General features: G+C 73.1%; 18 protein-coding genes. 7 read left to right on the top strand and 11 right to left on the bottom strand.

The genetic code is table 11. The features are described 5' to 3' along the window. The first annotated feature begins 17 nt into the window (after window positions 1–17). From FFT10_RS06665 to FFT10_RS06655, 3 genes are all read left to right on the top strand, one after another. Window positions 18–1325, top strand: a complete 1308-nt coding sequence (locus FFT10_RS06665; RefSeq protein ID WP_137731985.1) for a S8 family peptidase — start codon at window positions 18–20, stop codon at window positions 1323–1325. A 160-nt stretch (window positions 1326–1485) separates the two neighbouring features. Next, window positions 1486–1839 carry a hypothetical protein gene (locus tag FFT10_RS06660; protein WP_137731984.1) on the top strand — a complete coding sequence of 118 codons (354 nt, stop codon included), beginning with the start codon at window positions 1486–1488 and terminating at the stop codon, window positions 1837–1839. 1 nt (window position 1840) lies between these two features. Continuing rightward, a complete protein-coding gene (locus FFT10_RS06655; protein ID WP_137731983.1) occupies window positions 1841–2593 on the top strand; it encodes a hypothetical protein in 753 nt (250 codons plus the stop codon). A gap of 10 nt (window positions 2594–2603) precedes the next feature. On the opposite strand, the gene FFT10_RS06650 is transcribed toward FFT10_RS06655, so the two are convergent. The 6 genes from FFT10_RS06650 to FFT10_RS06625 all read right to left on the bottom strand — a co-directional run bounded on the left by FFT10_RS06650 (window position 2604) and on the right by FFT10_RS06625 (window position 9299). Next, window positions 2604–3317, bottom strand: a complete 714-nt coding sequence (locus FFT10_RS06650; protein WP_137731982.1) for a 16S rRNA pseudouridine(516) synthase — start codon at window positions 3315–3317, stop codon at window positions 2604–2606. A 7-nt stretch (window positions 3318–3324) separates the two neighbouring features. Continuing rightward, a complete protein-coding gene (locus FFT10_RS06645) occupies window positions 3325–4719 on the bottom strand; it encodes an alpha/beta fold hydrolase (protein ID WP_137731981.1) in 1395 nt (464 codons plus the stop codon). Between the two features lie 29 nt (window positions 4720–4748). Then, window positions 4749–5729 carry a P1 family peptidase gene (locus FFT10_RS06640; protein ID WP_137731980.1) on the bottom strand — a complete coding sequence of 327 codons (981 nt, stop codon included), beginning with the start codon at window positions 5727–5729 and terminating at the stop codon, window positions 4749–4751. 8 nt (window positions 5730–5737) lie between these two features. Then, a complete protein-coding gene (locus FFT10_RS06635) occupies window positions 5738–6805 on the bottom strand; it encodes a Bug family tripartite tricarboxylate transporter substrate binding protein (protein ID WP_137731979.1) in 1068 nt (355 codons plus the stop codon). 164 nt (window positions 6806–6969) lie between these two features. Then, the gene (locus tag FFT10_RS06630; protein WP_137731978.1) at window positions 6970–8103 is read right to left on the bottom strand and encodes an acyl-CoA dehydrogenase family protein; all 1134 of its coding nucleotides are present in this window, start codon (window positions 8101–8103) and stop codon (window positions 6970–6972) included. Window positions 8104–8117: 14 nt separating this feature from the next. After that, window positions 8118–9299 carry an acyl-CoA dehydrogenase family protein gene (locus tag FFT10_RS06625; RefSeq protein WP_137731977.1) on the bottom strand — a complete coding sequence of 394 codons (1182 nt, stop codon included), beginning with the start codon at window positions 9297–9299 and terminating at the stop codon, window positions 8118–8120. Between the two features lie 241 nt (window positions 9300–9540). Between FFT10_RS06625 and FFT10_RS06620 the strand changes: the two genes are divergently transcribed. Then, a complete protein-coding gene (locus FFT10_RS06620) occupies window positions 9541–11715 on the top strand; it encodes a PQQ-dependent sugar dehydrogenase (protein ID WP_137731976.1) in 2175 nt (724 codons plus the stop codon). Window positions 11716–11722: 7 nt separating this feature from the next. Here FFT10_RS06620 and FFT10_RS06615 read toward each other — a convergent pair whose 3' ends face one another. The 3 genes from FFT10_RS06615 to FFT10_RS06605 all read right to left on the bottom strand — a co-directional run bounded on the left by FFT10_RS06615 (window position 11723) and on the right by FFT10_RS06605 (window position 14445). Continuing rightward, complete coding sequence (locus FFT10_RS06615; protein WP_137731975.1) at window positions 11723–12160, bottom strand: DUF4864 domain-containing protein; 438 nt, start codon at window positions 12158–12160, stop codon at window positions 11723–11725. Next, the gene (locus tag FFT10_RS06610) at window positions 12157–13218 is read right to left on the bottom strand and encodes an asparaginase (protein ID WP_174246083.1); all 1062 of its coding nucleotides are present in this window, start codon (window positions 13216–13218) and stop codon (window positions 12157–12159) included. Before FFT10_RS06610 ends, FFT10_RS06615 begins: the two co-directional genes overlap by 4 nt. 72 nt (window positions 13219–13290) lie before the next feature. Beyond that, entirely contained in the window at window positions 13291–14445 is a 1155-nt protein-coding gene (locus tag FFT10_RS06605; RefSeq protein WP_162520709.1) for a DUF748 domain-containing protein, read from the bottom strand. Between the two features lie 65 nt (window positions 14446–14510). Between FFT10_RS06605 and FFT10_RS06600 the strand changes: the two genes are divergently transcribed. After that, the gene (locus FFT10_RS06600) at window positions 14511–15329 is read left to right on the top strand and encodes a DUF429 domain-containing protein (protein ID WP_137731973.1); all 819 of its coding nucleotides are present in this window, start codon (window positions 14511–14513) and stop codon (window positions 15327–15329) included. 18 nt (window positions 15330–15347) lie between these two features. On the opposite strand, the gene FFT10_RS06595 is transcribed toward FFT10_RS06600, so the two are convergent. Continuing rightward, window positions 15348–16313, bottom strand: a complete 966-nt coding sequence (locus FFT10_RS06595) for a hypothetical protein (RefSeq protein ID WP_137731972.1) — start codon at window positions 16311–16313, stop codon at window positions 15348–15350. 159 nt (window positions 16314–16472) lie between these two features. Between FFT10_RS06595 and FFT10_RS06590 the strand changes: the two genes are divergently transcribed. After that, the gene (locus FFT10_RS06590; RefSeq protein WP_137731971.1) at window positions 16473–17270 is read left to right on the top strand and encodes a hypothetical protein; all 798 of its coding nucleotides are present in this window, start codon (window positions 16473–16475) and stop codon (window positions 17268–17270) included. 28 nt (window positions 17271–17298) lie between these two features. Further along, window positions 17299–18873, top strand: coding sequence for a wax ester/triacylglycerol synthase domain-containing protein (locus FFT10_RS06585; protein ID WP_228026979.1), 1575 nt, complete (start codon window positions 17299–17301; stop codon window positions 18871–18873). On the opposite strand, the gene FFT10_RS06580 is transcribed toward FFT10_RS06585, so the two are convergent. Further along, the gene (locus FFT10_RS06580) at window positions 18809–19621 is read right to left on the bottom strand and encodes an esterase/lipase family protein (protein WP_137731970.1); all 813 of its coding nucleotides are present in this window, start codon (window positions 19619–19621) and stop codon (window positions 18809–18811) included. The genes FFT10_RS06585 and FFT10_RS06580 overlap by 65 nt on opposite strands. Window positions 19622–19752 lie beyond the last annotated feature (131 nt).

The following is a 19752-nucleotide window of genomic DNA, read 5'->3' as shown; positions in this document are numbered from 1 at the left end:
CCCGCTCCGGAACCACCATGACCACAGCCCGCCACCTCCCCCTGTCTGCCGCGGTGTCCGCGGTGCTGGCCGCGCTGTCGGCCGGGCCTGCGGCAGCCGGCACCCCGGTCAGCGCCGAGCCCGGTGAGGTGGTGCTGGTGCTGCGCAGCCCGGGCGACCTGGCGCCGCTGCAGACCAGGCATGGTCTGAGCCTGGTCGGCCGCTTCGGGGCACGGCCGATCTTTCGGCTGAAGTTACCGGCCGGCGGTGATGTCGGCGCCGTGGTGGACGCGCTGGCCACCGAGCCCGGTGTCCTGGTGGCCGAACCCAACCTGCGCCGCGCCAGCCCGGAGTCGGTCAAGAACAATGTCTGGACCATCGGCAGCGCCCAGGCTTACGCGGCGCAGTGGGCCGGCGCGGCCATCGGCCTGCCACGGGCCCAGGCCCAGTCCAGCGGCAGCGGCACCACGGTGGCGGTGCTGGACACCGGTTTCGACCTGGCGCATCCGGTGCTGGCCGGCCGCATGCTGCCGGGCTGGGACTTCGTCGATGGTGATGCCGATCCGTCCGAGACTGCCCAGCCGACGCAGGCCGGCTACGGCCATGGCACCCATGTGGCGGGCCTGGTGGCCTGGGTGGCGCCGGGCGCCCGCATCCTGCCGCTGCGGGTGCTGGATGCCGAAGGCCAGGGCAATGCCTGGGTGCTGGCCGAAGCCATGCTGCATGCCATCGACCCCGACCACAACCCGGCCACCGCCGATGGCGCCCAGGTCATCAACCTGAGCCTGACCGGCCTGCAGCCCAGCCAGCTGATGCGCACCATCGACCAGCTGGTGAACTGCAGCCTGATCGCCCCCGGCGATGCACCCGATCCGGCGGTGGACACCAGCGATGCCGGCTACAACGGCGACCGCCAGCGCTGCGCCGCCCAGGGCGGCACGGTGGTGGTGGCCGGCGCCGGCAACGATGGCAGCGCCAGCCTGCGCACCTGGCCGGCGGCCGAATCCGCCTACGGCCTGCTGTCGGTGGCGGCCAGCAATGCCCAGGGCCGGCTGGCGTCCTTCTCCAACAGCGGCAACTGGATCAGCCTGGCCGCGCCGGGCGACCGGGTGACCAGCGCCGTGCCGGGCGGCGGCTATGCGACCTGGAGCGGCACCTCGATGGCCACGCCGCTGGTGGCCGGCGCCGCCGCGCTGGTGCGCGCGCGCTTCCCGCAGCTGCCCGCGCGCGACCTGGCCAGGTGCCTGGTTGCCAGCGGCAGCAAGCTGTCGGGTGGCCGCCAGCTGCAGCTGGATGTGGCCGCCGCGCTGGCCCAGCTGTCCGCCGACCCCAAGCGCTGCCGCTGAGCGCGCTGCGCCGGCAACGGCGCTGTCACAACTGCTTGCAGATCGGCAGGTATTTCCAGGCGACCTAACACCTCTGTTAAGCGACGCCACCAGGACCGGTGGATGTCGCGCCCCACCAGCCGGTGGGGCGCATCCCTCCCACCGATGCAAGAGGATTGCCATGACCCGTTCCACCCTGATGTCGGCGCTGCTGCTGGGCCTGCTGTCGGCCGCCGTGCAAGCCGCCCCGACGCCCCGCCAGACCCTGGGCACCGACGCCGCGCTGCCGCAGCTGCTGGCCCGTGCCGAGCGCCCGGAAAAGGCCGAGAAGGCAGAGAAGGCCGAGAAGCCGGAGAAGGCGGAAAAGCCCGAAAAGCCCGAGAAGGCCGAGAAGCCCGAGAAGGTGGGCCTGGCGCCGGCGCTGCTGCTGGCCCGTGCCGAGCGCCCCGAAAAGGTGGAGAAGCCTGAGAAGGCCGAGAAGCCGGAAAAGGCGGAGAAGCCCGAGAAGGCCGAGAAGCCCGAGAAGATCGGCTGATATGTCGGTGCGCCGCGTCTGGCCTGCGCTGCTGGCGGCCCTGCTGCCGGCCCTGGCGGCGGCCCAGCCCGCGCCGGGCCGGATCGATCTGCGCTTGGCCCACGAGCGGTCGCAGGGCCGCTACGGCGAGGCCAGCCGCACCACCATTGACCAGACCACGCTGGCCGCCCGCTACCACGGCGCGGGCTGGTGGATCGACGTGCAGCTGCCCTGGCTGCGGGTGCACAACCCCGGTGGCAGCGGCCTGCCCGAGGCCAATGGCGCCGGCGGCAGCCAGGTGCAGGGCCTGGGCGATGTGTGGTGGCGCGGCCGCCTGGCGCTGCGCGAGGCCGACGCCTGGCCGGGGCTGGACCTGGTGCTGAAGTTCAAGCTGGCCAGCGGCGACGCCGGCCGCGGCCTGGGCACCGGCGGGCGTGATGTGGCGCTGCAGGTCGATCTGGACCACAACGCCGCCGGCGCGCAGTGGCTGGCCCACCTGGGTTGGCGCCACACCGGCGATCCAGCGGGCTTCCATCCCTACCGCAACCCCTGGTATGGCGGTGTGGGCGTGCAGCGCGCGCTGTCACCCGCCTGGGAACTGGGTGCCGGCATCGACTGGCGCGAAGCCATCGGCCGCCTGGGCCCGCTGGGCGAAGCCACGTTGCACCTGGCCTGGCGCGATGGCGTCCGGCGCTGGCAGCTGCACCTCACCGGCGGCTGGGAACGCGCCAGCCCCGACCTGGCCTTGGGCCTGAGCTGGCGCCAGCGCTTCTGACCGCGACCGCTCAGCCAGGCCGCTTGGCCACCAGCGCCGCGCGCTCCGTGTCGGTGACGAAGCGCCACTGGCCTGGTGCCGGGCCGTCGGCCAGCGTGAGTGCCCCAAAAGCACTGCGGTGCAGGCCCTCGCAGTGGTTGCCCACCGCCGCCACCATGCGCTTGACCTGGTGGTACTTGCCCTGCACCAGCGTCAGCCGCAGCGCGTGCTCGCCGGTGGCCACGCAGCCTTCGGCGCGCACCGGCTTGGGGTCGTCGTCCAGCACCACGCCGTCCAGCAGGCGCTGCACCTGGGCGGCCTCCACCGGCCGGGCGGTCTGCACCTCGTAGACCTTGGGCACATGGTGCTTGGGCGAGGTGAGGCGGTGGATCAGCGTGCCGTCGTCGGTCAGCAGCAAGAGGCCGGTGGTGTCCTGGTCCAGCCGGCCCACCGGCTGCACACCGCGCTGGCGCAGCGGCGGCGGCAGCAGCAGCATCACGCTGGGGTGGTGCTTGGGCTTCTGGCTGCATTCATAGCCGGCCGGCTTGTGCAGCAGCACCAGGGCGGTGGCGTACCAGGTCCAGGCCTGGCCATCGACGGCGAACTGCAGGCCCTCTGGCTCGAACGCCTGCGTCGGATCGGTGACCACCGCGCCGGCCACCCGCACCTGGCCCGCGGCCACCAGGCCGGCGCAGACCCGGCGGGTGCCGAAGCCCTGGCTGAACAGCAGATCATCGATGCGCATCGGCAGGTCACTCGTGCAGTTCGAGCACCGTCACCCGGCGCTCGGCCGCCGGCCAGGTGCGGCCGGTGATGCGCTCGCTGACGATGCCGGAGCGGAACTCGCCGGTCACCTGCTGGCCCGCGGCGCTGAACTTGCGCTTGGCCGTGGCCACGCCGGCCACGCCGGGCGGGATGCCGGGCGCCGTCTCGCCGTTGAGCAGCACCACGTCGCGCGGCAGGCCGAAGTAGGCGCGCGGGCGGCTGAAGGTGGCGATGGCGGCGGCGTCCTTGTCGGCATCGGCAATTGCCCGCTCGGGGCGCAGGTGCACGATGTCCGACGAGCGCAGGAACGGAGACCGGTAGGTGTGGCTGATGGCCGCGCCCGGCGCCTCGAGCACGAATTCCAGCGGCGTGCGGCTGTCGGTGCGCAGCGGGCCCCAGCGGCCGTCGGCGCCAATGGTCTGGTCGACCAGCGCGGCGCCGCGGCGCTCGCCGGTGGCGGCATCGGTGGCGAACACCTGCAGCCGCGCGCCGGGCAGCGGCAGGTTGGTCGGCCCGCCGGCGGTGAAGCCGCTCACCTTGCCCGACAGGCTGATGGCGGCCTCGGGCGTGATGTGCAGCGGGCTGGTGGTGGTTGGCGCCCGGCCGGTGACGAAGCGGAAGGCTGCCGCAAAGGCCTCGGGGTGGTAGCTGACCTCGCGGTGGTCGCGCCCCGGCAGCACCACATTGTTGGCGCCCTTGAGCGCCGGGCCGTCGAAGGTGACGTTGGTCGGCGTGCCCTTGGCGCCGATCCACACGCCGTCGGGCTGGGCGAACTTGTCGTTGTTGTCGGAGCGGATCGTCATCCACTGCACGCCCGGCGTCACCTCGTCACCGTTCGGGCCCTTGGGCGCGTTCAGCGCGGTCAGGAACGGCCCGGCGCCGTTGAACTCGTTGTTCGGCCGGAAGCCGGGGTTGGACCAGACGCCGTGGTTGGGCGTGCCGCCCAGGATGGCATGCGACACCTTGGCCGCACCGCCGCCGTTGGCGATGTAGTGGCGGATGGCATTGCCGCCGCGGCTGTTGCCCATCAGCACCACCTTCACCGCGCCGGTGGCTGCCAGCACCTTGTCGACCTCGGCGGCCAGGTGGCGCATCTGGTCGTCGGCCGAGCTGCGGCCGGCCTGCTCCACGCCGTTGTCGTCGCGGGCCGAGGGGTAGGGGAAATCGACCGCATGCAGCCTGGCGCGGGGCCAGCCGTTGCTCTCCCAGCGCCACAGCGTGGTGGTCCACAGCGCCGCGGTGTCGCCGTTGCCGTGCACGAACACGATGGGCGGTTGTGCATCCGCGCTGGGGGTGCCGCCGGGCGGCGTGGCGCAGGCCGACAGCAGGCCAGCCGTGGCCAGGGTGAGCAGGGCGCGGCGGCGCAGCAAGGGGGTGTGCATCAGAGCGGTCTCCGTGGTTGTTGTGGGGGTCATGCCAGGCCCAGGTCGCGGGCGCTGGGCAGGTTGGGTTCGGCCAGGCCGTGGGCGGCGCGCACGGCGTTCAGCACGGCGCGGGCGGTCACCTCGGCGGCCAGCGCGCCCAGCACCGTCATGTGGCCGGGCTTGCCGCTGCCGCCGGTGGCCACGGCGAACAGCGCGTCGCCATCGCCGGCGGTGTGCACCGGGTTGATGCTGCGCGACAGGCCGTCGTGGGCCATGCTGGCCAGCTTGTTGGCCTGGGCCTTGGTGAGCTTCGCATCGGTGGCGACGATGCCGATGGTGGTGGCCATGCCGTCCATCAGGTGGGCGGGCAGCTGGCCGTCGATGATGGCGGCCAGGGTGTCCAGCGGGGTGCGGCCGTCGTCGGCGCGGGCACCGGCCAGCACCCGGCCGCTGGCGGGGTCGACCACATCGCCGATGGCGTTGACCGCCACCAGCGCGCCCACCGTGATGGCCCCCACCTTGAGCGACGCCGTGCCGATGCCGCCCTTCATCGCCCGGCCGATGCCGAACAGCTTGCCCACGCTGGCGCCGGTGCCGGCGCCCACGCTGCCCTGGGCCGGGTGGGCGGTGGTGGCGGCTTCACAGGCCGCGTGGCCGCTGGCGGCATCGGGGCGGATGCGGGCATCGCCCACCCACAGGTCGAACAGCACGGCGGCGGGCACGATGGGCACCCGGGCCGGGCCGACCTGCACGCCATGGCCCTGTTCCTCCAGCCAGCGCATCACGCCGGTGGCTGCATCCAGCCCGAACGCACTGCCGCCGGTCAGCAGGATGGCATGCACCTGCTCCAGCGTGGCCAGCGGGTGCAGCAGGTCGGTCTCGCGGGTGCCGGGGGCGGCGCCGCGCACATCGACGCCGGCCACCGCGCCCTGCGGGCACAGCAGCACGGTGCAGCCGGTGGGGCGGCGGGTGTCCGTGAAGTGCCCGACCGCGAGGCCGGCGATGTCGGTGATGGCGCCAGGAAACATGCGCAGGGTCACTTCTTGGCGGGTGCCGGGGCCGGTGCCGGCTGGGGCGCCGCGCCGGGTGCTGCCTTCAACTTGGATTCACGCATCAGCACCGCGTGGTAGCGGCTGGCCTTGTCCAGCCACTCACCGAAGGCATCGCCGCTCATGGCCGTCTGCTTGAAGGCGCCGCGGGCCATGAAGTCCTTCCACTCGGGCGTGGCGCGCAGCTTGTCGAACAGCTGCACGTAGAACGCCACTTGCTCTGGCGTGGCGCCGGGCGTGGTGAAGATGCCGCGCAGCATCAGGTACTGCGCCGGGATGCCCACCGACATGCAGGTGGGCAGGTCGGTCCAGCCCTGGCCGCCGGACAGCTTGCCGGGAGTGTCGAGCCGCTGGCCGTCGAACACGCACAGCGGCCGCAGCTTGCCCTGGCGCCACAGCGCCTCGGCCTCGATCGGGTTGTTGACGGTCATGTCCACCTCGCCGGCGGCCAGCGCGCGGGCCACGTCGCCGCCGCCCTTCAGCGGCACGTAGGTGATGCGGGTGGCAGCGGCTGTCTCCAGCAGCACGCCGATCAGCTGGTCTTCCTGCTTGCTGCCGGTGCCGCCCAGCTTGAAGGTGCCCGGTGGCGCGGCACGCAGCGCGTCGAGCAGGTCCTTGGCGGTCTTGTGCGGTGCCGTGGCGTTGACCCACAGCACGAACTGGTCGAGCGCCAGCATCTGCACCGGCGTGATGTCGCGCCACTGGAAGTCGACGCCGGTGGCCAGCGGCGCGGTGAACAGGTTCGACAGCGTGATCACCAGCTTGTGCGGGTTGCCCTTGCTGGCCTTGATGTCCATCAAGCCGTCCATGCCCGAGTTGCCGGGCTGGTTGACCACGTTGATCGGCTGGCGCAGCAGCTGCTTGCCGGTGGCCAGCTGGGCGATGAAGCGGGCCATCTGGTCGGCGCCGCCACCGGTGCCGGCGGGCACCACCAGCTCGATCGGGGCCGTGGGTTCCCAGGCCAGCGCCGGCTGGGCGGCGGGCAGGACGGACAGGGCCGCCAGCAGGGGCAGGGCGTGGCGGAACAGGCGGGCGCAGCGGTCGGTCAGCGGCATCGGCTGGGATCTCGGTCTGGAGCAGCAGGCGACAGTCTGGGCCGTCTTGGCGTGCTGCGAGGGCTCCCGTGGGTGGCGCACTGTAGCCGCCCGCCGCAGCGTTCTGCACATCCAAACGCAAAGCGGCCGTCGCCGGCCGCTGTGCAGGCAGAGGCGCGGTGCCGTCAGGCGAAGACGCCGGCCGTCTCCGTCATGCGGCAGGACACCTCGCCCAGGTGGTGCAGGGTATCGCCGTAGGCCATCTCCAGCATGGTCAGGCGCTTGAAGTAGTGGCTGCTGATGTACTCGTCCGTCACGCCGATGCCGCCGTGGATCTGCGTGCACTGCTGGCCGACGAAGCGCATGCTCTGGCCCAGCTGCACCTTGGCCTGGCTGATGGCGCGGCGGCGCTGCGGCGCCGGCTCGCCCAGCTTCAGGCTGGCGTAGTAGCTCATCGAGCGGCCCAGCTCCAGCTGCATCTTCACATCCGCGATCTTGTGGCGCAGCGCCTGGAAGGTGGCCAGCGTCACGCCGAACTGCTTGCGGGTGTTCATGTAGTCGACCGTGAGGGCGGTCATCTTGTCCATCGCGCCCACCCCTTCGGCACAGGCCGCGGCGATGCCGATGTCCACCGCCTGCTCCAGCACCGCGAAGCCGTCTTCGGTGATCAGCGTGGCAGTGGCACCGGCCAGCTTCAGCTCGCCGGCGCGGGCGCCGTCCTGCGTCGGGTAGGCCGACACGGTGGCGCCAGCCGCGCCCTGGGCCACCAGGAACAGGCCGATGCCGGTGGTGGCGTCGGCCGCGCCGGCGATGCGTGCGGGCACGATGAAGGCATCGGCCTCGTCGGCGGCGGGCACCACGCTCTTCTGGCCGCTGAGCACCCAGGCGCCGCCCTGCTGGGTGGCGGTGGTGGTGACATGGTGCAGCCGGTAGCGGGCGCTGCGCTCCTGGTGGGCCAGCACCACCAGCGCCTCGGCGCTGGCGATCTTGGGCAGCCAGGCAGACTGCACGGCATCCGGTGCGGCCGCCAGCAGGGCCGGGGCCACCAGGGCGCCGGCGGCGTAGGGGGCGTTGACCAGGCCGCGGCCCAGTTCCTCCATCACCACCATCGCCTCCACCGGGCCGAAGCCCAGGCCGCCCTGGGCCTCGGGCACGGCCAGGCCGGTCAGGCCCAGTTCGGCCAGCTCGTTGTAGACATCACGCGTCTTGCCACCGGCCTTGGCGATGGCATGGCGGCGGCTGAAGTCGAAGCCCTTGTCCACCCACTTGGCCACTGCATCGCGCAGGGAGATCTGGTCGTCGCTGAAATCGAAATCCATGGTGGTCTCCTGGCTCAGGCGAGAAGCGTCTGCGCGACGATGTTGCGCTGCACTTCGTTGCTGCCGCCGTAGATGGTGGTCTTGCGCATGTTGAAGTAGGTGCCGGCCAGCGGGGCCACCACGGCGGCGTGGGCGAACTCGCCCTGCCAGCCGGCGGCGGCCAGCGCCTCGTGCTCGAACGGCGTGGCAAACGGGCCGGCGGCCAGCATCATCAGCTCGGAGAAGCGCTGCTGGATCTCGCTGCCGCGGATCTTCAGCAGGCCGGCGATGTCCAGGCTGTTCTTGCCGCTCTTCTCGGCCGACAGCACCCGCAGCACCAGCATCTCCAGCGCCACGATCTCCACCTCCAGCTGCGCCACCTGGTCGCGGAAGCGGGCGTCGTCGAGCACGCCTTCCTGGGCAGCGATGCGCTTGACACGCTCCAGCTCGCGCTTGGCGCGGTTGACGTCGGCGATGTTGGTGCGCTCGTGGCTCAGCAGGTGCTTGGCATAGGTCCAGCCCTTGTTCTCTTCGCCGATCAGGTTGTCGGCGGGCACCTTCACGTTGTCGAAGAAGACTTCATTGACCTCGTGCTCGCCGTCGAGCGTGATGATCGGCCGCACGGTGATGCCGGGGCTCTTCATGTCGATCAGCAGGAAGCTGATGCCGGTCTGCGGCTTGCCCTCGGTGCTGGTGCGCACCAGGCAGAAGATCCACTCGCCGTACTGGCCCATCGTGGTCCAGGTCTTCTGGCCGTTGACGATGTAGTGGTCGCCTTGCCGCTCGGCGCGGGTCTTGAGGCTGGCCAGGTCGGAGCCCGAGCCCGGCTCGCTGTAGCCCTGGCTCCACCACACCTCACCCGAGGCGATGCCGGGCAGGAAGCGCTGCTGCTGCTCCTTGGTGCCGAAGGCCATGATCACCGGCGCCACCATCACCGGGCCGAAGGGCATGATGCGCGGCGCACCGGCCAGCGCGCACTCTTCCTCGAACAGGTGCTTCTGCACGGCGGTCCAGCCCGGGCCGCCGAACTCGGTCGGCCAGCCGTAGCCCAGCCAGCCCTTCTTGCCGAGGATGCGGGCCCAGCGGCGGGAATCCTCTTCCGTCAGGCGCAGCGAGTTGAACACCTTGTGGCTCAGATCCTTGGGCAGGTTCTCGGCCACCCATTGCCGGACTTCGGCGCGGAAGGCCAGTTCGTCGGGGGTGAATTGCAGATCCATGGTGGGGTCTCCGTGGGGTGGCGCACCGGGTTGCGCCAAACATCGTTTTTTAGCACGACCGTTCGATTTTGGTTTGTCCCTGCAGCGACAAGGGGGCGACCGGCGGCAGTCCGGCATCTGCCCGACCGTGCACCCCTAGAAGCAAGGCCGCACCGGGCCGGCCGCGCCGGAATACCGCGGCCGCGGCGCGCGTCCACCCAGACGGGGCCGCGCTGGGCTGGCCCACGACAACGGAGGAGACATGGCACAGATGCGGACGGAGTGCGTGGGCCGGCTGTCGGCCCGGTTGGCGGGCCTGGTGACCGCCCTGCTGGTGCTGGCTACCGGCCCGGCTGGTGCGGTGCAACCGGGGCAGGTCGACGACTTCAGCGGTCCGTCGCTGGACGGCTGGTCCAGCGGCGGCGGCAACCCCAACCCGCCGGCCGTGGTGGCCGGCGGCGGCCCGCTGGGCGCGGGCGATGCCTTCCTGCAGCTCACGGCCAATGGCGGCTCGGCCGGTGGCCGGCTGGTGGCCTTCGCCGGTGCCACGTGGACGGGTGACTTCCTGGCCGCCGGCGTCACCGCGCTGCGCATGGATGTGCGCAACCTCGGCAGCACCGACCTGAGCCTGCGGCTGATGTTCACCGATGGCGCCGGCTCGCGGGCGATCTCGGCCCAGGCGGTGCCGGTGGCCAGCGGCAGCGGCTGGATGCCGGTGCTGTTCCCGCTGGGCCCGGGCGCGCTGCACAGCCATGCCGAGGTGCTGTCCGCGGTGACGCAGATGACCCTGATGCACGCGACGGCGGCGGCGTTTCCGCCCAGCCCGGTGGTGGCCCTGCTCGGTGTCGACAACGTCACCGCGGTGCCCGAGCCCGGCGCGGCGCTGCTGCTGGGTGGCGGGCTGGTCCTGCTGATGGCCGCCATGCGCCGCCGGCGTGGCAACACGCCGCTGGCCCTGGCCGCCGGCCTGGCGCTGGCCGGCACGCTGCCGGCGCAGGCCCAGGTGCTGCCGGCCATCCCGTTCGGCGACATTGCGGTGCGCCTGAACCCGGTGGCCACCGGCCTCAGCGCACCGGCCTATGCCACCTTCGCCCCCGGCGTGGCCGACAAGCTGTTCATCGTCGAGCAGAACGGTCTCTTGCGGGTGCTGCAGAACGGCAGCCTGCTGCCGGGCGCGGCGATGGACCTGTCGGCGCGGGTGGCGCCGCCGCTCATCCCCGGCAATCCCAACGACGAGCGCGGCTTCCTCGGCCTGGCCTTCCATCCCGGCTTCAGCACGGCCAGCAGCGCCGGCCACCGCACGCTGTACACCTACACCAGCGAGCTGATCCCGGCCGGCACCCAGCCCACCTGGGCCGCACCCAACGGCGCGGTGCAGAACTACCGCAACCTGGTCACCGAATGGAAGATGGACACCGCCACTTGGCAGGTGGACCCGACCTCGCGCCGCGAGCTGATGTCCTTCGGCAAGAACGCCGGCAACCACAACGGCGGCACCATCGCCTTCGGCGGTGACGGCCACCTGTACCTGGGCCTGGGTGACGGCGGCAATGCCAACGACGTCGGCCCCAGCCACCTGGAGCCGGGCGGCAATGCGCAAAACCTGTCGACGCCACTGGGCAAGATGCTGCGCATCGACCCCATCGCACCAGCGCTGACCACCGGCAGCGCGAACACGGTCAGCGCCAACGGCCAGTACCGCATCCCGCTGGACAACCCGTTCCAGGGGCCGGGGCAGGTGGCCGAGACCTTTGCCTACGGCTTCCGCAACCCGTACCGCTTCAGCTTCGACCGCACCGACCTGGGCGGCACCGGCGACCTGATCGCCGCCGACGTGGGCCAGCGCAACATCGAGGAGATCGACCGGGTGGTGCTGGGCGGCAACCACGGCTGGGCGGTCAAGGAGGGCGAATTCGTCTTCTACCGCACCGATCCCGACGGCCCGGGGCCGCTGACGGCCGGCAGCATCGGCCCGCGCGAGCCCGGCACCACCGGCCTGGTCGACCCGATCCAGGGCACGCTGGGCTCGCTGCAGTACGACCACACCCAGGGCATCTCGATCACCGGCGGCTTCGTCTACCGCGGCAGCGCGATTCCGGCGCTGGTCGGCAAGTACGTGTTCGGTGACCTCGCCTTGCGCAATGCGCCGCCGCGGGTGGACGGCCGGCTGTTCTATGCCGACCTGGAGACCGGCCTGATCCGCGAGTTCCTGCTGCCGGGCGAGGCCGGCGGTCGCCTGCCCAACGGCTTGACGGTGCACGGCTTCGGGGAAGACGCCGCCGGCGAGCTGTATGCGCTGGTCACCAACACGCCGGCCAACGGCAACGGGGGCCTGGTGCTGCAGATCACCGCCGTGCCCGAGCCGGTGCAGTGGGCGCTGTTCGGCCTGGGTCTGGCGGCGCTGGCCGGCCTGGCGCGGCAGCGCCGCCGCGGCTGAGGGCCGGTCAGGTGCTGCCGGTCGCCGTGCCGGGCGCCACCACGCAGCCGGCGATGCGCCACTGGCTGTCGGGCTGCCGTGCCAGCAGGTAGGACGCCCGCCACAGCTTGCCGGCCGTGTCGCGCAACTGCACCACCTGCAGCACGTCGCCGCCGGCATCCCGGGTGGGCTGGAAGAACACCGTGGCGGCCGGCTTGATCACCATCGGGTAGCTGCCGGCCACCATCGCCATGAAGCGCTGCGCATCGCCGAACTGCGCGCGGATGGCCGGCGCGGCGTAGGAGAAGGCGCGTTCGGCATCGCCTGCGGCCATGGCGCGCAGCTGGGCCTCGACCACCGCCCGCACGTCCTTGGCCTCCTGGCCGGACAGCGGGGCGGCGGCTGCCGGACGGCTGGCGATCATGGCCATCGCCAGGGTCGTGGCCAGGGCTCGGCGGCGGTTCATGCGCGCAGGCCCCGCAGCGCGCCGCGCAGGCCGCTGGCGGCCTGCAGCCGGCCCACGGTGATGCCGTTCCAGTTGACCAGGGCCGCGTCGCTGAGGCCCTGCACGAAGCGCTGCTCGTCGTCGTCCAGCCGCACCAGGGCCTGCACCACGGCGGCCAGCACCACCTCGGCGGCGCGGGCGTTGTTGCCGTCGTCCATCTTGATGGCCACGCCCAGCCCGGCCTCGGGCAGGGCGGCGCCGTACACGCCCTCGGCGCCCACCTTGCAGAACAGCCGCTCGCCCAGGCGCTGCATCAGCCGGGTGTCCAGCCGGCCGCTGCCGGCCACATGGAACGGCGAGGCCGCCACCGCCTGGCGCAGCCGGCGCGCGGCGCGGGCATGGCCGTCGCTGAGGCCCGCGCCGGTGCCGATGCGGGCGAAGCCGTGCGCCAGCTGCCGCAGCGGGAAGGCGAATGTGGGGATGGAGCAGCCATCGGTGCCCACCGGCGCATGGTCCAGGTCGGCGCCGGTGGCGGCGGCCAGCGCGGCGGTGACTTCGCGCATCACCGGGTGGTCGGGCCGGATGTAGCCGCGCACGAACTCGGCCGGATCCCGCCCGGCCTCGCGGGCCAGCAGGCAGCCCAGGCAGACGAACCCGGAATGCTTGCCCGAGCAGTTGTTGTGCAGCGCGCTGGGCTGGGCGCCGGCGGCCGCCAGGGCCTTGATGGCGCTGTCGTTGTAGGGCCAGTGGGCGCCGCACTCCAGCGCCTCGGTGCCCAGGCCGGCCTTGGCCAGCATGCCGGCGGCGGTGGCGGCATGGCCAGGCTCGCCGCCGTGGCTGGCGCAGGCCAGCGCCAGCTCGGCATCGGTCAGGCCCAGCGCATCGGCGGCGCCGCTGGCCACCAGCGGCAGGGCCTGCATCACCTTGCAGGCGCTGCGCGGAAACACCGGCCGCTGCACATCGCCCAGGGCCAGCACGGTGGCGCCGTCGGCATCGACGATGGCCAGCGCGCCGCGGTGGAAGGACTCGACGATGCCGCCGCGCAGGGCATGCACCAGGTCAGGGTTGGAAGCGCTCACGGGCAGTGGGCCAAGTCTGGCGTGGAGGGGATGCAGCCACTGTAGCGCCGGGCTCCACCGGCAGCCATGGGGTCAGCGCCCCAGCAGGCCCTTGAACAACCCGCCGACGCCATCGACCACGCCCGACAGGCTGACGCCCACCGCCTCGGCCAATGCACCACCCACCCGCTGGGCGAGGTTCTCGTGGACCGAGAAGGCCGGGTCGTCGAGCCGGCCGTCGAGGCTGAAGCGCAGCGTGATGCGGCCGTCACGCTCCAGCGCGGCCAGCACCGCCTGGCGCGACACGCCGGCCAGCAGGCCGCCCAGGCCGCCGCCGGGTGCCAGGTCCAGGCCGGTCAGTGTCAACACGCCCGGTGCGCGCAGGCGCTGCTGCTGCACCGTGGGGTCCAGCTGCAGATCGAGCCGGCCGCCGCGGATGCGGCCCTCGCCGGCTTTCAACAGGTAGGGCTGCAGCGCCAGCATGTCCACGCCCTGCAGCCGGGCCTGCAGCGCGGCATCCTGCGTGCCCAGGTGCACCTGGCCCTGCAGCGACAGGCGGCCGTCATGCCGCGGGCCCTTCAGCACGGCCTGCAGCTGCAGCTTCGTCGGTGCCTGGGCCTGCGGCAGCGACAGCGGGCCCGCCTGCACCTGCAGGCCTTCCAGCCGCAGCCGGTGGGCGGGCCGGCGCACCGCGGCGTCGAACAGTTCGACCACGGTGCCGTCGAGCTGCAGCTGGTCGATGGCCAGGCTGTGGGCCGCCGCCGGTTGGCCCTGTGCCGCCACCTGGGCCGCCACCTGTGCGGGCGCCGGCGGCAGCAGGGACGGCAGCAGCCGGATGCGGCCGTCGGCGCCGCGCAGCAGCGACAGGTAGCCGCCCTGCACCTGCAGCCTGTGCAGCCGCCACCGGCCGTGGCGCGGGCCTGACCACAGGCTGTGCCAGTCGGGTACCAGGCGCACCTGGTCGGCGCGCAGCGCATCGGCGGCCGGCCAGGGCGCGCCGCCGGGCTGGGGCGTGCCGGCGATGCGCAGCTGGTCGATCTCCACCGCCGCCAGGCCCACCCGCAGCTCGCCGACGCTGGCGCCGGGCCCCAGGGCCTGCAGCACTGCGGCGCGCAGCTGCCACAGCGCCAGCTGCCAGACCAGGGCGATGGCCAGCAGCACGGCCGCCAGCACGGCCGTCCAGCGCCAGCGCTGGCGGGCGAAGGTGGCAGTGACGATGGGGGCGGGGGCGTCGTCGGAGCGGGGCACAGAGAACAGGGGCCATGGGACGGGGGCGAGATCCTAGCTGCACGCGGACGGACAGAATGCCGGCGATGACTGCCTCCCTGCTGATCGGCGTTGACTTCTCCAGCCGCCCCACGCCGCGCAAGCCGGTCACCCTGGCCACCGGTCAGCTGCGTGGCGCTGCGCTGCAGCTGGGCCCCGCCCACCGCTTTGACAACCTGCCCGCGCTGGCCGACTGGCTGGCCCGCCCGGAGCCCTGGGTGGGCGGCTTCGACCTGCCCTTCGGCCTGCCGCGTGAGCTGGTGCAGACACTGGGCTGGCCCACCGACTGGGCGGCCTGCATGGACCACTATGCCGCGCTGGACCGGCCGACCATCCGCGACACCTTCGCCGCCTTCTGCGCCGCGCGGCCGGTGGGCGGCAAGTTCGCCCACCGCGCCTGCGACGGCCCGGCCGGCAGCAGCCCGTCGATGAAATGGGTGAACCCGCCGGTGGCCTACATGCTGCATGCCGGCGTGCCGCTGCTGCGTGCGGCCGGTGTGTGCCTGCCGGCCCATGCGCCCGGCGTGGGCGACTCCCAGAGGGTGGCGCTGGAGGCCTACCCCGGCCTGCTGGCGCGCGAATTGATCGGCAACCGCTCCTACAAGAGCGACGACCGCGCCAAGCAGACCCCCGAGCGCCTGATCGCCCGCAAGGACCTGCTGGAGGCGCTGGAGCAGGGCCGCAGCCGCCTGGGCCTGCGCATCCGGCTGACCGCCGCCCAGCGCGACGCGCTGGCCGACGATGCCAGCGGCGATGCGCTGGATGCGGTGCTGTGCCTGGTGCAGGCGGCCTGGGCGGCGCAGCAGCCCGGCTGGGGTCTGCCGGCCAGGGTGGATCCGCTGGAGGGCTGGATCGTCAGCGCCTGAGCCGGCCGTGCCGGTGGCTCAGCGGGTGCCGGCAACCGGCCGTGGCATGACCGCGGCACCAGGCACCGGCTGGTGGTAGCGGTCGTTCAGCCGCGCGAAGTCGGCTTCACGCTCGGCGGCGATGAAGTCGCGCAGCCGCTGCAGCTGGTAGGGCCGCAGCGTGGGCAGGTGGTGCAGCACCAGCTCGGCGCCCAGCGCCCAGTCGACGCCCTCGCTGGCGGGCATCAACCACAGCGTGGCGTCCGCCGGCAGCAGCGCCAGCGCCGCCACGCCCACCTCCCGCGCCGGCACGGCCAGCAACTGGGCCTGCTGCGGCCAGCGGCCGGGCAGGCCCGCGCCGGCCTGCGGCGGCCACAGCAGCAGCAGGCGGTGCGCGGTGTAGGTCTCCACCGCTGGGCCGCTGGCGGTCTGCACGAATTCGGTGGCGCTGTCGAAGACCAGGCGCACCGCGCCCACCCAGGCGGTCGGCTGCCACTGCGGCAGCAGCCGCGGGTGGCTGGCCGTGCGCAGCTGCAGCGCGGCGGGGTCGGGTTGCCAGACCGGTTCGCTGGCGGCCTGGTCGTCCAGGTCCCACTGCGAGGCGGCGAAGTCGCGCGCGCTGCGCGTGGTGTCTGCCAAGCTGTCGGCATCCGGCGGCGGTGGGGCGTCCACCGCGGGCAGGTCGACCTCGGGCTGCAGCGCGGCCAGCAACTGCTCGGCCTGCAGGTCGACCGGCGGCAGCGTCACCTGCGGGATGTCGGTGGCCGGGGGTGGCGGGCGCGGCAGGTCGACCACCGGCACGTCTTCCACATCGTCGGCCGTCCAGCGCTGGCCGCTGCGCAGCACGCCACCGCGGCGCGCGGCCGCGGGCGTGTCGGGCTGCAGGCGCAGGTCCAGGTCCGCCAGATCGGGCGGCGCCGGTGGTGCGCCGGCGGGCTGGCGCATGCGCCGGACAAAATCATCCAGGGCGTGCGTCGGGTCGTCGTCAGGATCGATCGGAGGCATGGCGCATTCTGCGCTGCAGCGCAGAATTGGAGTGCACAGCCTAGGGTCAACCCGCGGTTTTGGGTTTCGCCCTCTAGGGCAGGCTGGTCACACTGTGGTCATGGGTGCTGGCAAGCACCATCCGAGTCCGGCACCACCACCATTCCACCAAGGATCACCATGACCACGACCAGCCTGCGCACCGTCACCCTGAAGACCGTCGCCAACTACCGCCACGCCGCCGAGCGCACCCTGCGCGCCTACCGCAGCGGCGGCCAGCGCCTGATCGCCGTGGTGCGTGACGGTGTCGACCAGGCCGCCCAGCGCGGTGCCGAGCCCTACGTGCCCGCCCTGGCCGCCGCGGTGCGCCGCGCCGGCGACAACCTCGGCCAGCTGGCCCACCAGGGCCTGGACGCGGTCAGCGAGCGCACCAGCCGTGCCATCGCCGTCAGCGCCGACAGCGTGACCAGCCAGGTCAAGCGCGTGGCCGACCTGGCCGGCGGCGTCGACAACAAGGTGGTGGCCACCGGCCTGCAGGCCGCCGTGCGCGTCAGCCTGCCGGGTGCCAAGCTGGGCCTGGCGCTGTCCGAGCGCGTGGCCTCGGGCGCCGACAAGCTGGCCGACGTGGCCGCCGGTGCCAAGGCCAAGAAGGCCGCCAAGGCCGCCGGCAAGCGCGTGCGCCGTGCCAAGGCCGACGCCACCGACGTGGTGGCCGAGGCGGCTGCCGAGGTGAAGGCCGAGGTCAAGACCGCCGTGCGTCGCACCAAGGCCCAGGCCACCAAGGCTGCCGACGCCGTGAGCGAGGCGGTTGCCAAGCCGGTCAAGGCCGTCAAGGCCCAGGCGAAGAAGGTGGCCGCCAAGCCGCAGGTGAAGAAGGCCGTGGCCGCCGCCACCCAGCCGGCCAAGCGCACCCGCGCCAAGGCCGCCGCCGTGGTGCAGGCCGCCCAGGACGCCGCAGCCACCGTCGCTGCCGCCTGACCGTCGGAACCAGCAGCCGGGCCCGCCGATGCCGATGCGCCAACTCAGCGGCCACGACGCCGGCTTCCTGTACACCGACACCGCGCAGGCCAACGCCAACGTCAGCCTGCTGCACATCCATGACCAGCGCACGGCGCCCGGCGGCGTGGTGCGCTTCAAGCAGATCCTGGCCCACATCGAGGGCCGGCTGTCGGCCGCGCCGCTGTTCCGCCAGCGGCTGCAGCGGGTGCCGCTGGGGCTGGACCACCCGTACTGGGTGGACGATCCGAACTTCGACCTGGAATACCACGTCCGCCACATCGCCCTGCCCAAGCCGGGCGACTGGCGGCAGTTCTGCATCCAGGTCTCGCGCATCCATGCACGGGCGCTCGACCTGGACCGCCCGCTGTGGGAGGCCTACGTCATCGAAGGCCTGGACAGCTTCCTCGACCTGCCGCCCGGCAGCTTCGCGCTGCTGTTCAAGACCCACCTGGCCGCGGTGGACCTGCACCGCCTGGGCGCACTGAGCAGCCTGCTCTACGACACCCAGGCCGCGCCGGCAGCGCCGCCGCCGCCGGCACCGTGGTTCGCCGAATCGGCACCGGGCCGGCTGCGCCTGGTGCGCAAGGGCCTGGTCAACTCGGCCACTGCGCCGCTGCGGCTGGCACGGCCGCTGCTGCGCGCCGCCACCAGCGTGGCGCCGGCCGCCGTGGCCCTGGCCAGCGAGATGCTGCTGCGGCCGCAGAACCTGCCGGCCACCCGCTTCAACGCCATCGTCTCGCCGCACCGGGTGTTCGAGACCCGGCGCTTCACCGAGGCGGAGTTCGCCGCCATCTGCGCGCTGGTGCCGGGCGCCAGCGTCGACGACGCGGTGGCCGCGGTGATCGGCGGCGCGCTGCGCCGCTACCTCGATGCCAACGGCGAGCTGCCGCCCACCCACAGCCTGGCCGCCATCCAGCCCGAGGCGGCGGCCGACGGCACCGACCCGCTGGCGCTGCGCTGGCGCCATGTGCGCCTGGGCACCGACATCGCCGACGCCCGCCAGCGCCTGACCACGCTGGCTGCCCAGGCACAGGACGCGCCCGACGAGGTGGCCCGCCTGCTGGGCAGCCCGGCGCTGGCCGAGGCCGGCGAGCAGGCCAGCGCCGCGCTGCTGGCCTGGAGCCGCCGCCTGGTGGGCCGCGCCAGCGCCCGCCTGGGCAGCAGCACGCCGCCGGCCAACTGCACGCTGGCCCACCTGCCGGCGCCCACCCAGCCGATGTACCTCTGCGGCGCGCGGCTGAGCTACTTCTCGGCCATCCTGCCCATCACCGACGGTCTGGGCCTGGCCTTCGCCGTCACCCGCTACGACGGCCGGCTGGTCATCTCGCCCACCAGCTGCCGCGAGCTGATGCCCGACCCCGAGGTGTTCGCGCAGTGCCTGCGCGACAGCTTCCAGGAGTACCTGGCGTTGACGGTGCAGCGGCCGGTGCGCCGCGTTGCGGCGGCCAAGCCGGTGAAGCCCGCCCAAGTTGCCAAGCCAGCGGCCCGCAGCATGCGGCCCGCCGCGGCGGCCGCGCCTACAGCGGCACGGCCGCGTGGGTCATCAGCCGGTAGAGCGCGCCGGGCAGGCCGGCCGGGTTGAACGGCTTCCAGTCGCCCTCCGGCTGCGCCAGCCGGTCGGCGACGATGCACATCACCATCGCATTGAAGCCCAGGCCGGTGTGGCTGCCGGCGACGCGGATGTTCTCGCACTGCTGCTGCGGGCCGTCCACCGTGGCCTCCTGCGGCGGCACCACGCCGTCGCTGATGCTGTAGAGGCAGCTCATCGGCACGGCCGGCAGCAGGTGCTCGCGCAGCTGCTTGGCGCGCGGCTGCATCACATGCACCTCGGCGCCCAGCGGATGGGCCACCATGCGGTAGAGCGCCTTCACCAGCGGCGAGGCCTGGCTGCCCTCGGGCCCCACATTCACCGGGCTGCCCAGCGTGACCAGCTGGCGCACGCACTCGGGCGCCTGCAGCGCGCCGTACAGCGCGAACACGCCGCCCAGGCTCCAACCCACCAGGCTGACGCGCCGCCCGGTGCCGTGGTGCAGGTGGCGGATCTTCTGCTCCAGCGCCTGCGCATGGCGGCGCTGGAAGCCGATGTTGCGGCCCAGGCCCCAGGTCTCGACCGCATAGCCGCGGCCGGCCAGGAAGGCCTTCAGCGCAAACAGCGAGCCCTCGTCGGCCATGAAGCCGGGCAGCAGCAGCACCGGGTGGCCGTCGCCCCGCGGCAGCTGGGCCAGCGCCGGCCAGGTGAACGGCAGCACCGCCATCTCGGCCAGCGCCCGCCATTCGATCAGCGAGTGCAGCCGGCTGGGCGCGCCGGTGTGGGGGTGACGGGTGGCCATGTCTTGCATACAAGTTCAGGTTGCCAACCGATTGTGGCCGCCACCCGGTGTCGCCAGGAGGGAGGCCGGTCTAGGGGCTTGCACCAGGGTTGCCGGACCCGGGTCTGCGGGCCGCGCGTCGCGCCGCCGCG

The sequence above is a fragment of the Pseudaquabacterium pictum genome, from assembly GCF_005403045.1.
Classification (GTDB): Bacteria; Pseudomonadota; Gammaproteobacteria; order Burkholderiales; family Burkholderiaceae_C; genus Pseudaquabacterium; species Pseudaquabacterium pictum.
Note: the sequence above shows the minus strand (reverse complement) of the source record. Positions and strands in the feature narration are given on the sequence as shown.

Bases quoted from the DNA above. Each gene is read 5' to 3' on its own strand.
- FFT10_RS06665 (WP_137731985.1), top strand. From the start codon at position 18: ATGACCACAGCCCGCCACCTCCCCCTGTCTGCCGCGGTGTCCGCGGTG.
- FFT10_RS06660 (WP_137731984.1), top strand. From the start codon at position 1,486: ATGACCCGTTCCACCCTGATGTCGGCGCTGCTGCTGGGCCTGCTGTCG.
- FFT10_RS06655 (WP_137731983.1), top strand. From the start codon at position 1,841: ATGTCGGTGCGCCGCGTCTGGCCTGCGCTGCTGGCGGCCCTGCTGCCG.
- FFT10_RS06650 (WP_137731982.1), bottom strand. From the start codon at position 3,317: ATGCGCATCGATGATCTGCTGTTCAGCCAGGGCTTCGGCACCCGCCGG.
- FFT10_RS06645 (WP_137731981.1), bottom strand. From the start codon at position 4,719: ATGCACACCCCCTTGCTGCGCCGCCGCGCCCTGCTCACCCTGGCCACG.
- FFT10_RS06640 (WP_137731980.1), bottom strand. From the start codon at position 5,729: ATGTTTCCTGGCGCCATCACCGACATCGCCGGCCTCGCGGTCGGGCAC.
- FFT10_RS06635 (WP_137731979.1), bottom strand. From the start codon at position 6,805: ATGCCGCTGACCGACCGCTGCGCCCGCCTGTTCCGCCACGCCCTGCCC.
- FFT10_RS06630 (WP_137731978.1), bottom strand. From the start codon at position 8,103: ATGGATTTCGATTTCAGCGACGACCAGATCTCCCTGCGCGATGCAGTG.
- FFT10_RS06625 (WP_137731977.1), bottom strand. From the start codon at position 9,299: ATGGATCTGCAATTCACCCCCGACGAACTGGCCTTCCGCGCCGAAGTC.
- FFT10_RS06620 (WP_137731976.1), top strand. From the start codon at position 9,541: ATGGCACAGATGCGGACGGAGTGCGTGGGCCGGCTGTCGGCCCGGTTG.
- FFT10_RS06615 (WP_137731975.1), bottom strand. From the start codon at position 12,160: ATGAACCGCCGCCGAGCCCTGGCCACGACCCTGGCGATGGCCATGATC.
- FFT10_RS06600 (WP_137731973.1), top strand. From the start codon at position 14,511: ATGACTGCCTCCCTGCTGATCGGCGTTGACTTCTCCAGCCGCCCCACG.
- FFT10_RS06595 (WP_137731972.1), bottom strand. From the start codon at position 16,313: ATGCCTCCGATCGATCCTGACGACGACCCGACGCACGCCCTGGATGAT.
- FFT10_RS06590 (WP_137731971.1), top strand. From the start codon at position 16,473: ATGACCACGACCAGCCTGCGCACCGTCACCCTGAAGACCGTCGCCAAC.
- FFT10_RS06585 (WP_228026979.1), top strand. From the start codon at position 17,299: ATGCCGATGCGCCAACTCAGCGGCCACGACGCCGGCTTCCTGTACACC.
- FFT10_RS06580 (WP_137731970.1), bottom strand. From the start codon at position 19,621: ATGGCCACCCGTCACCCCCACACCGGCGCGCCCAGCCGGCTGCACTCG.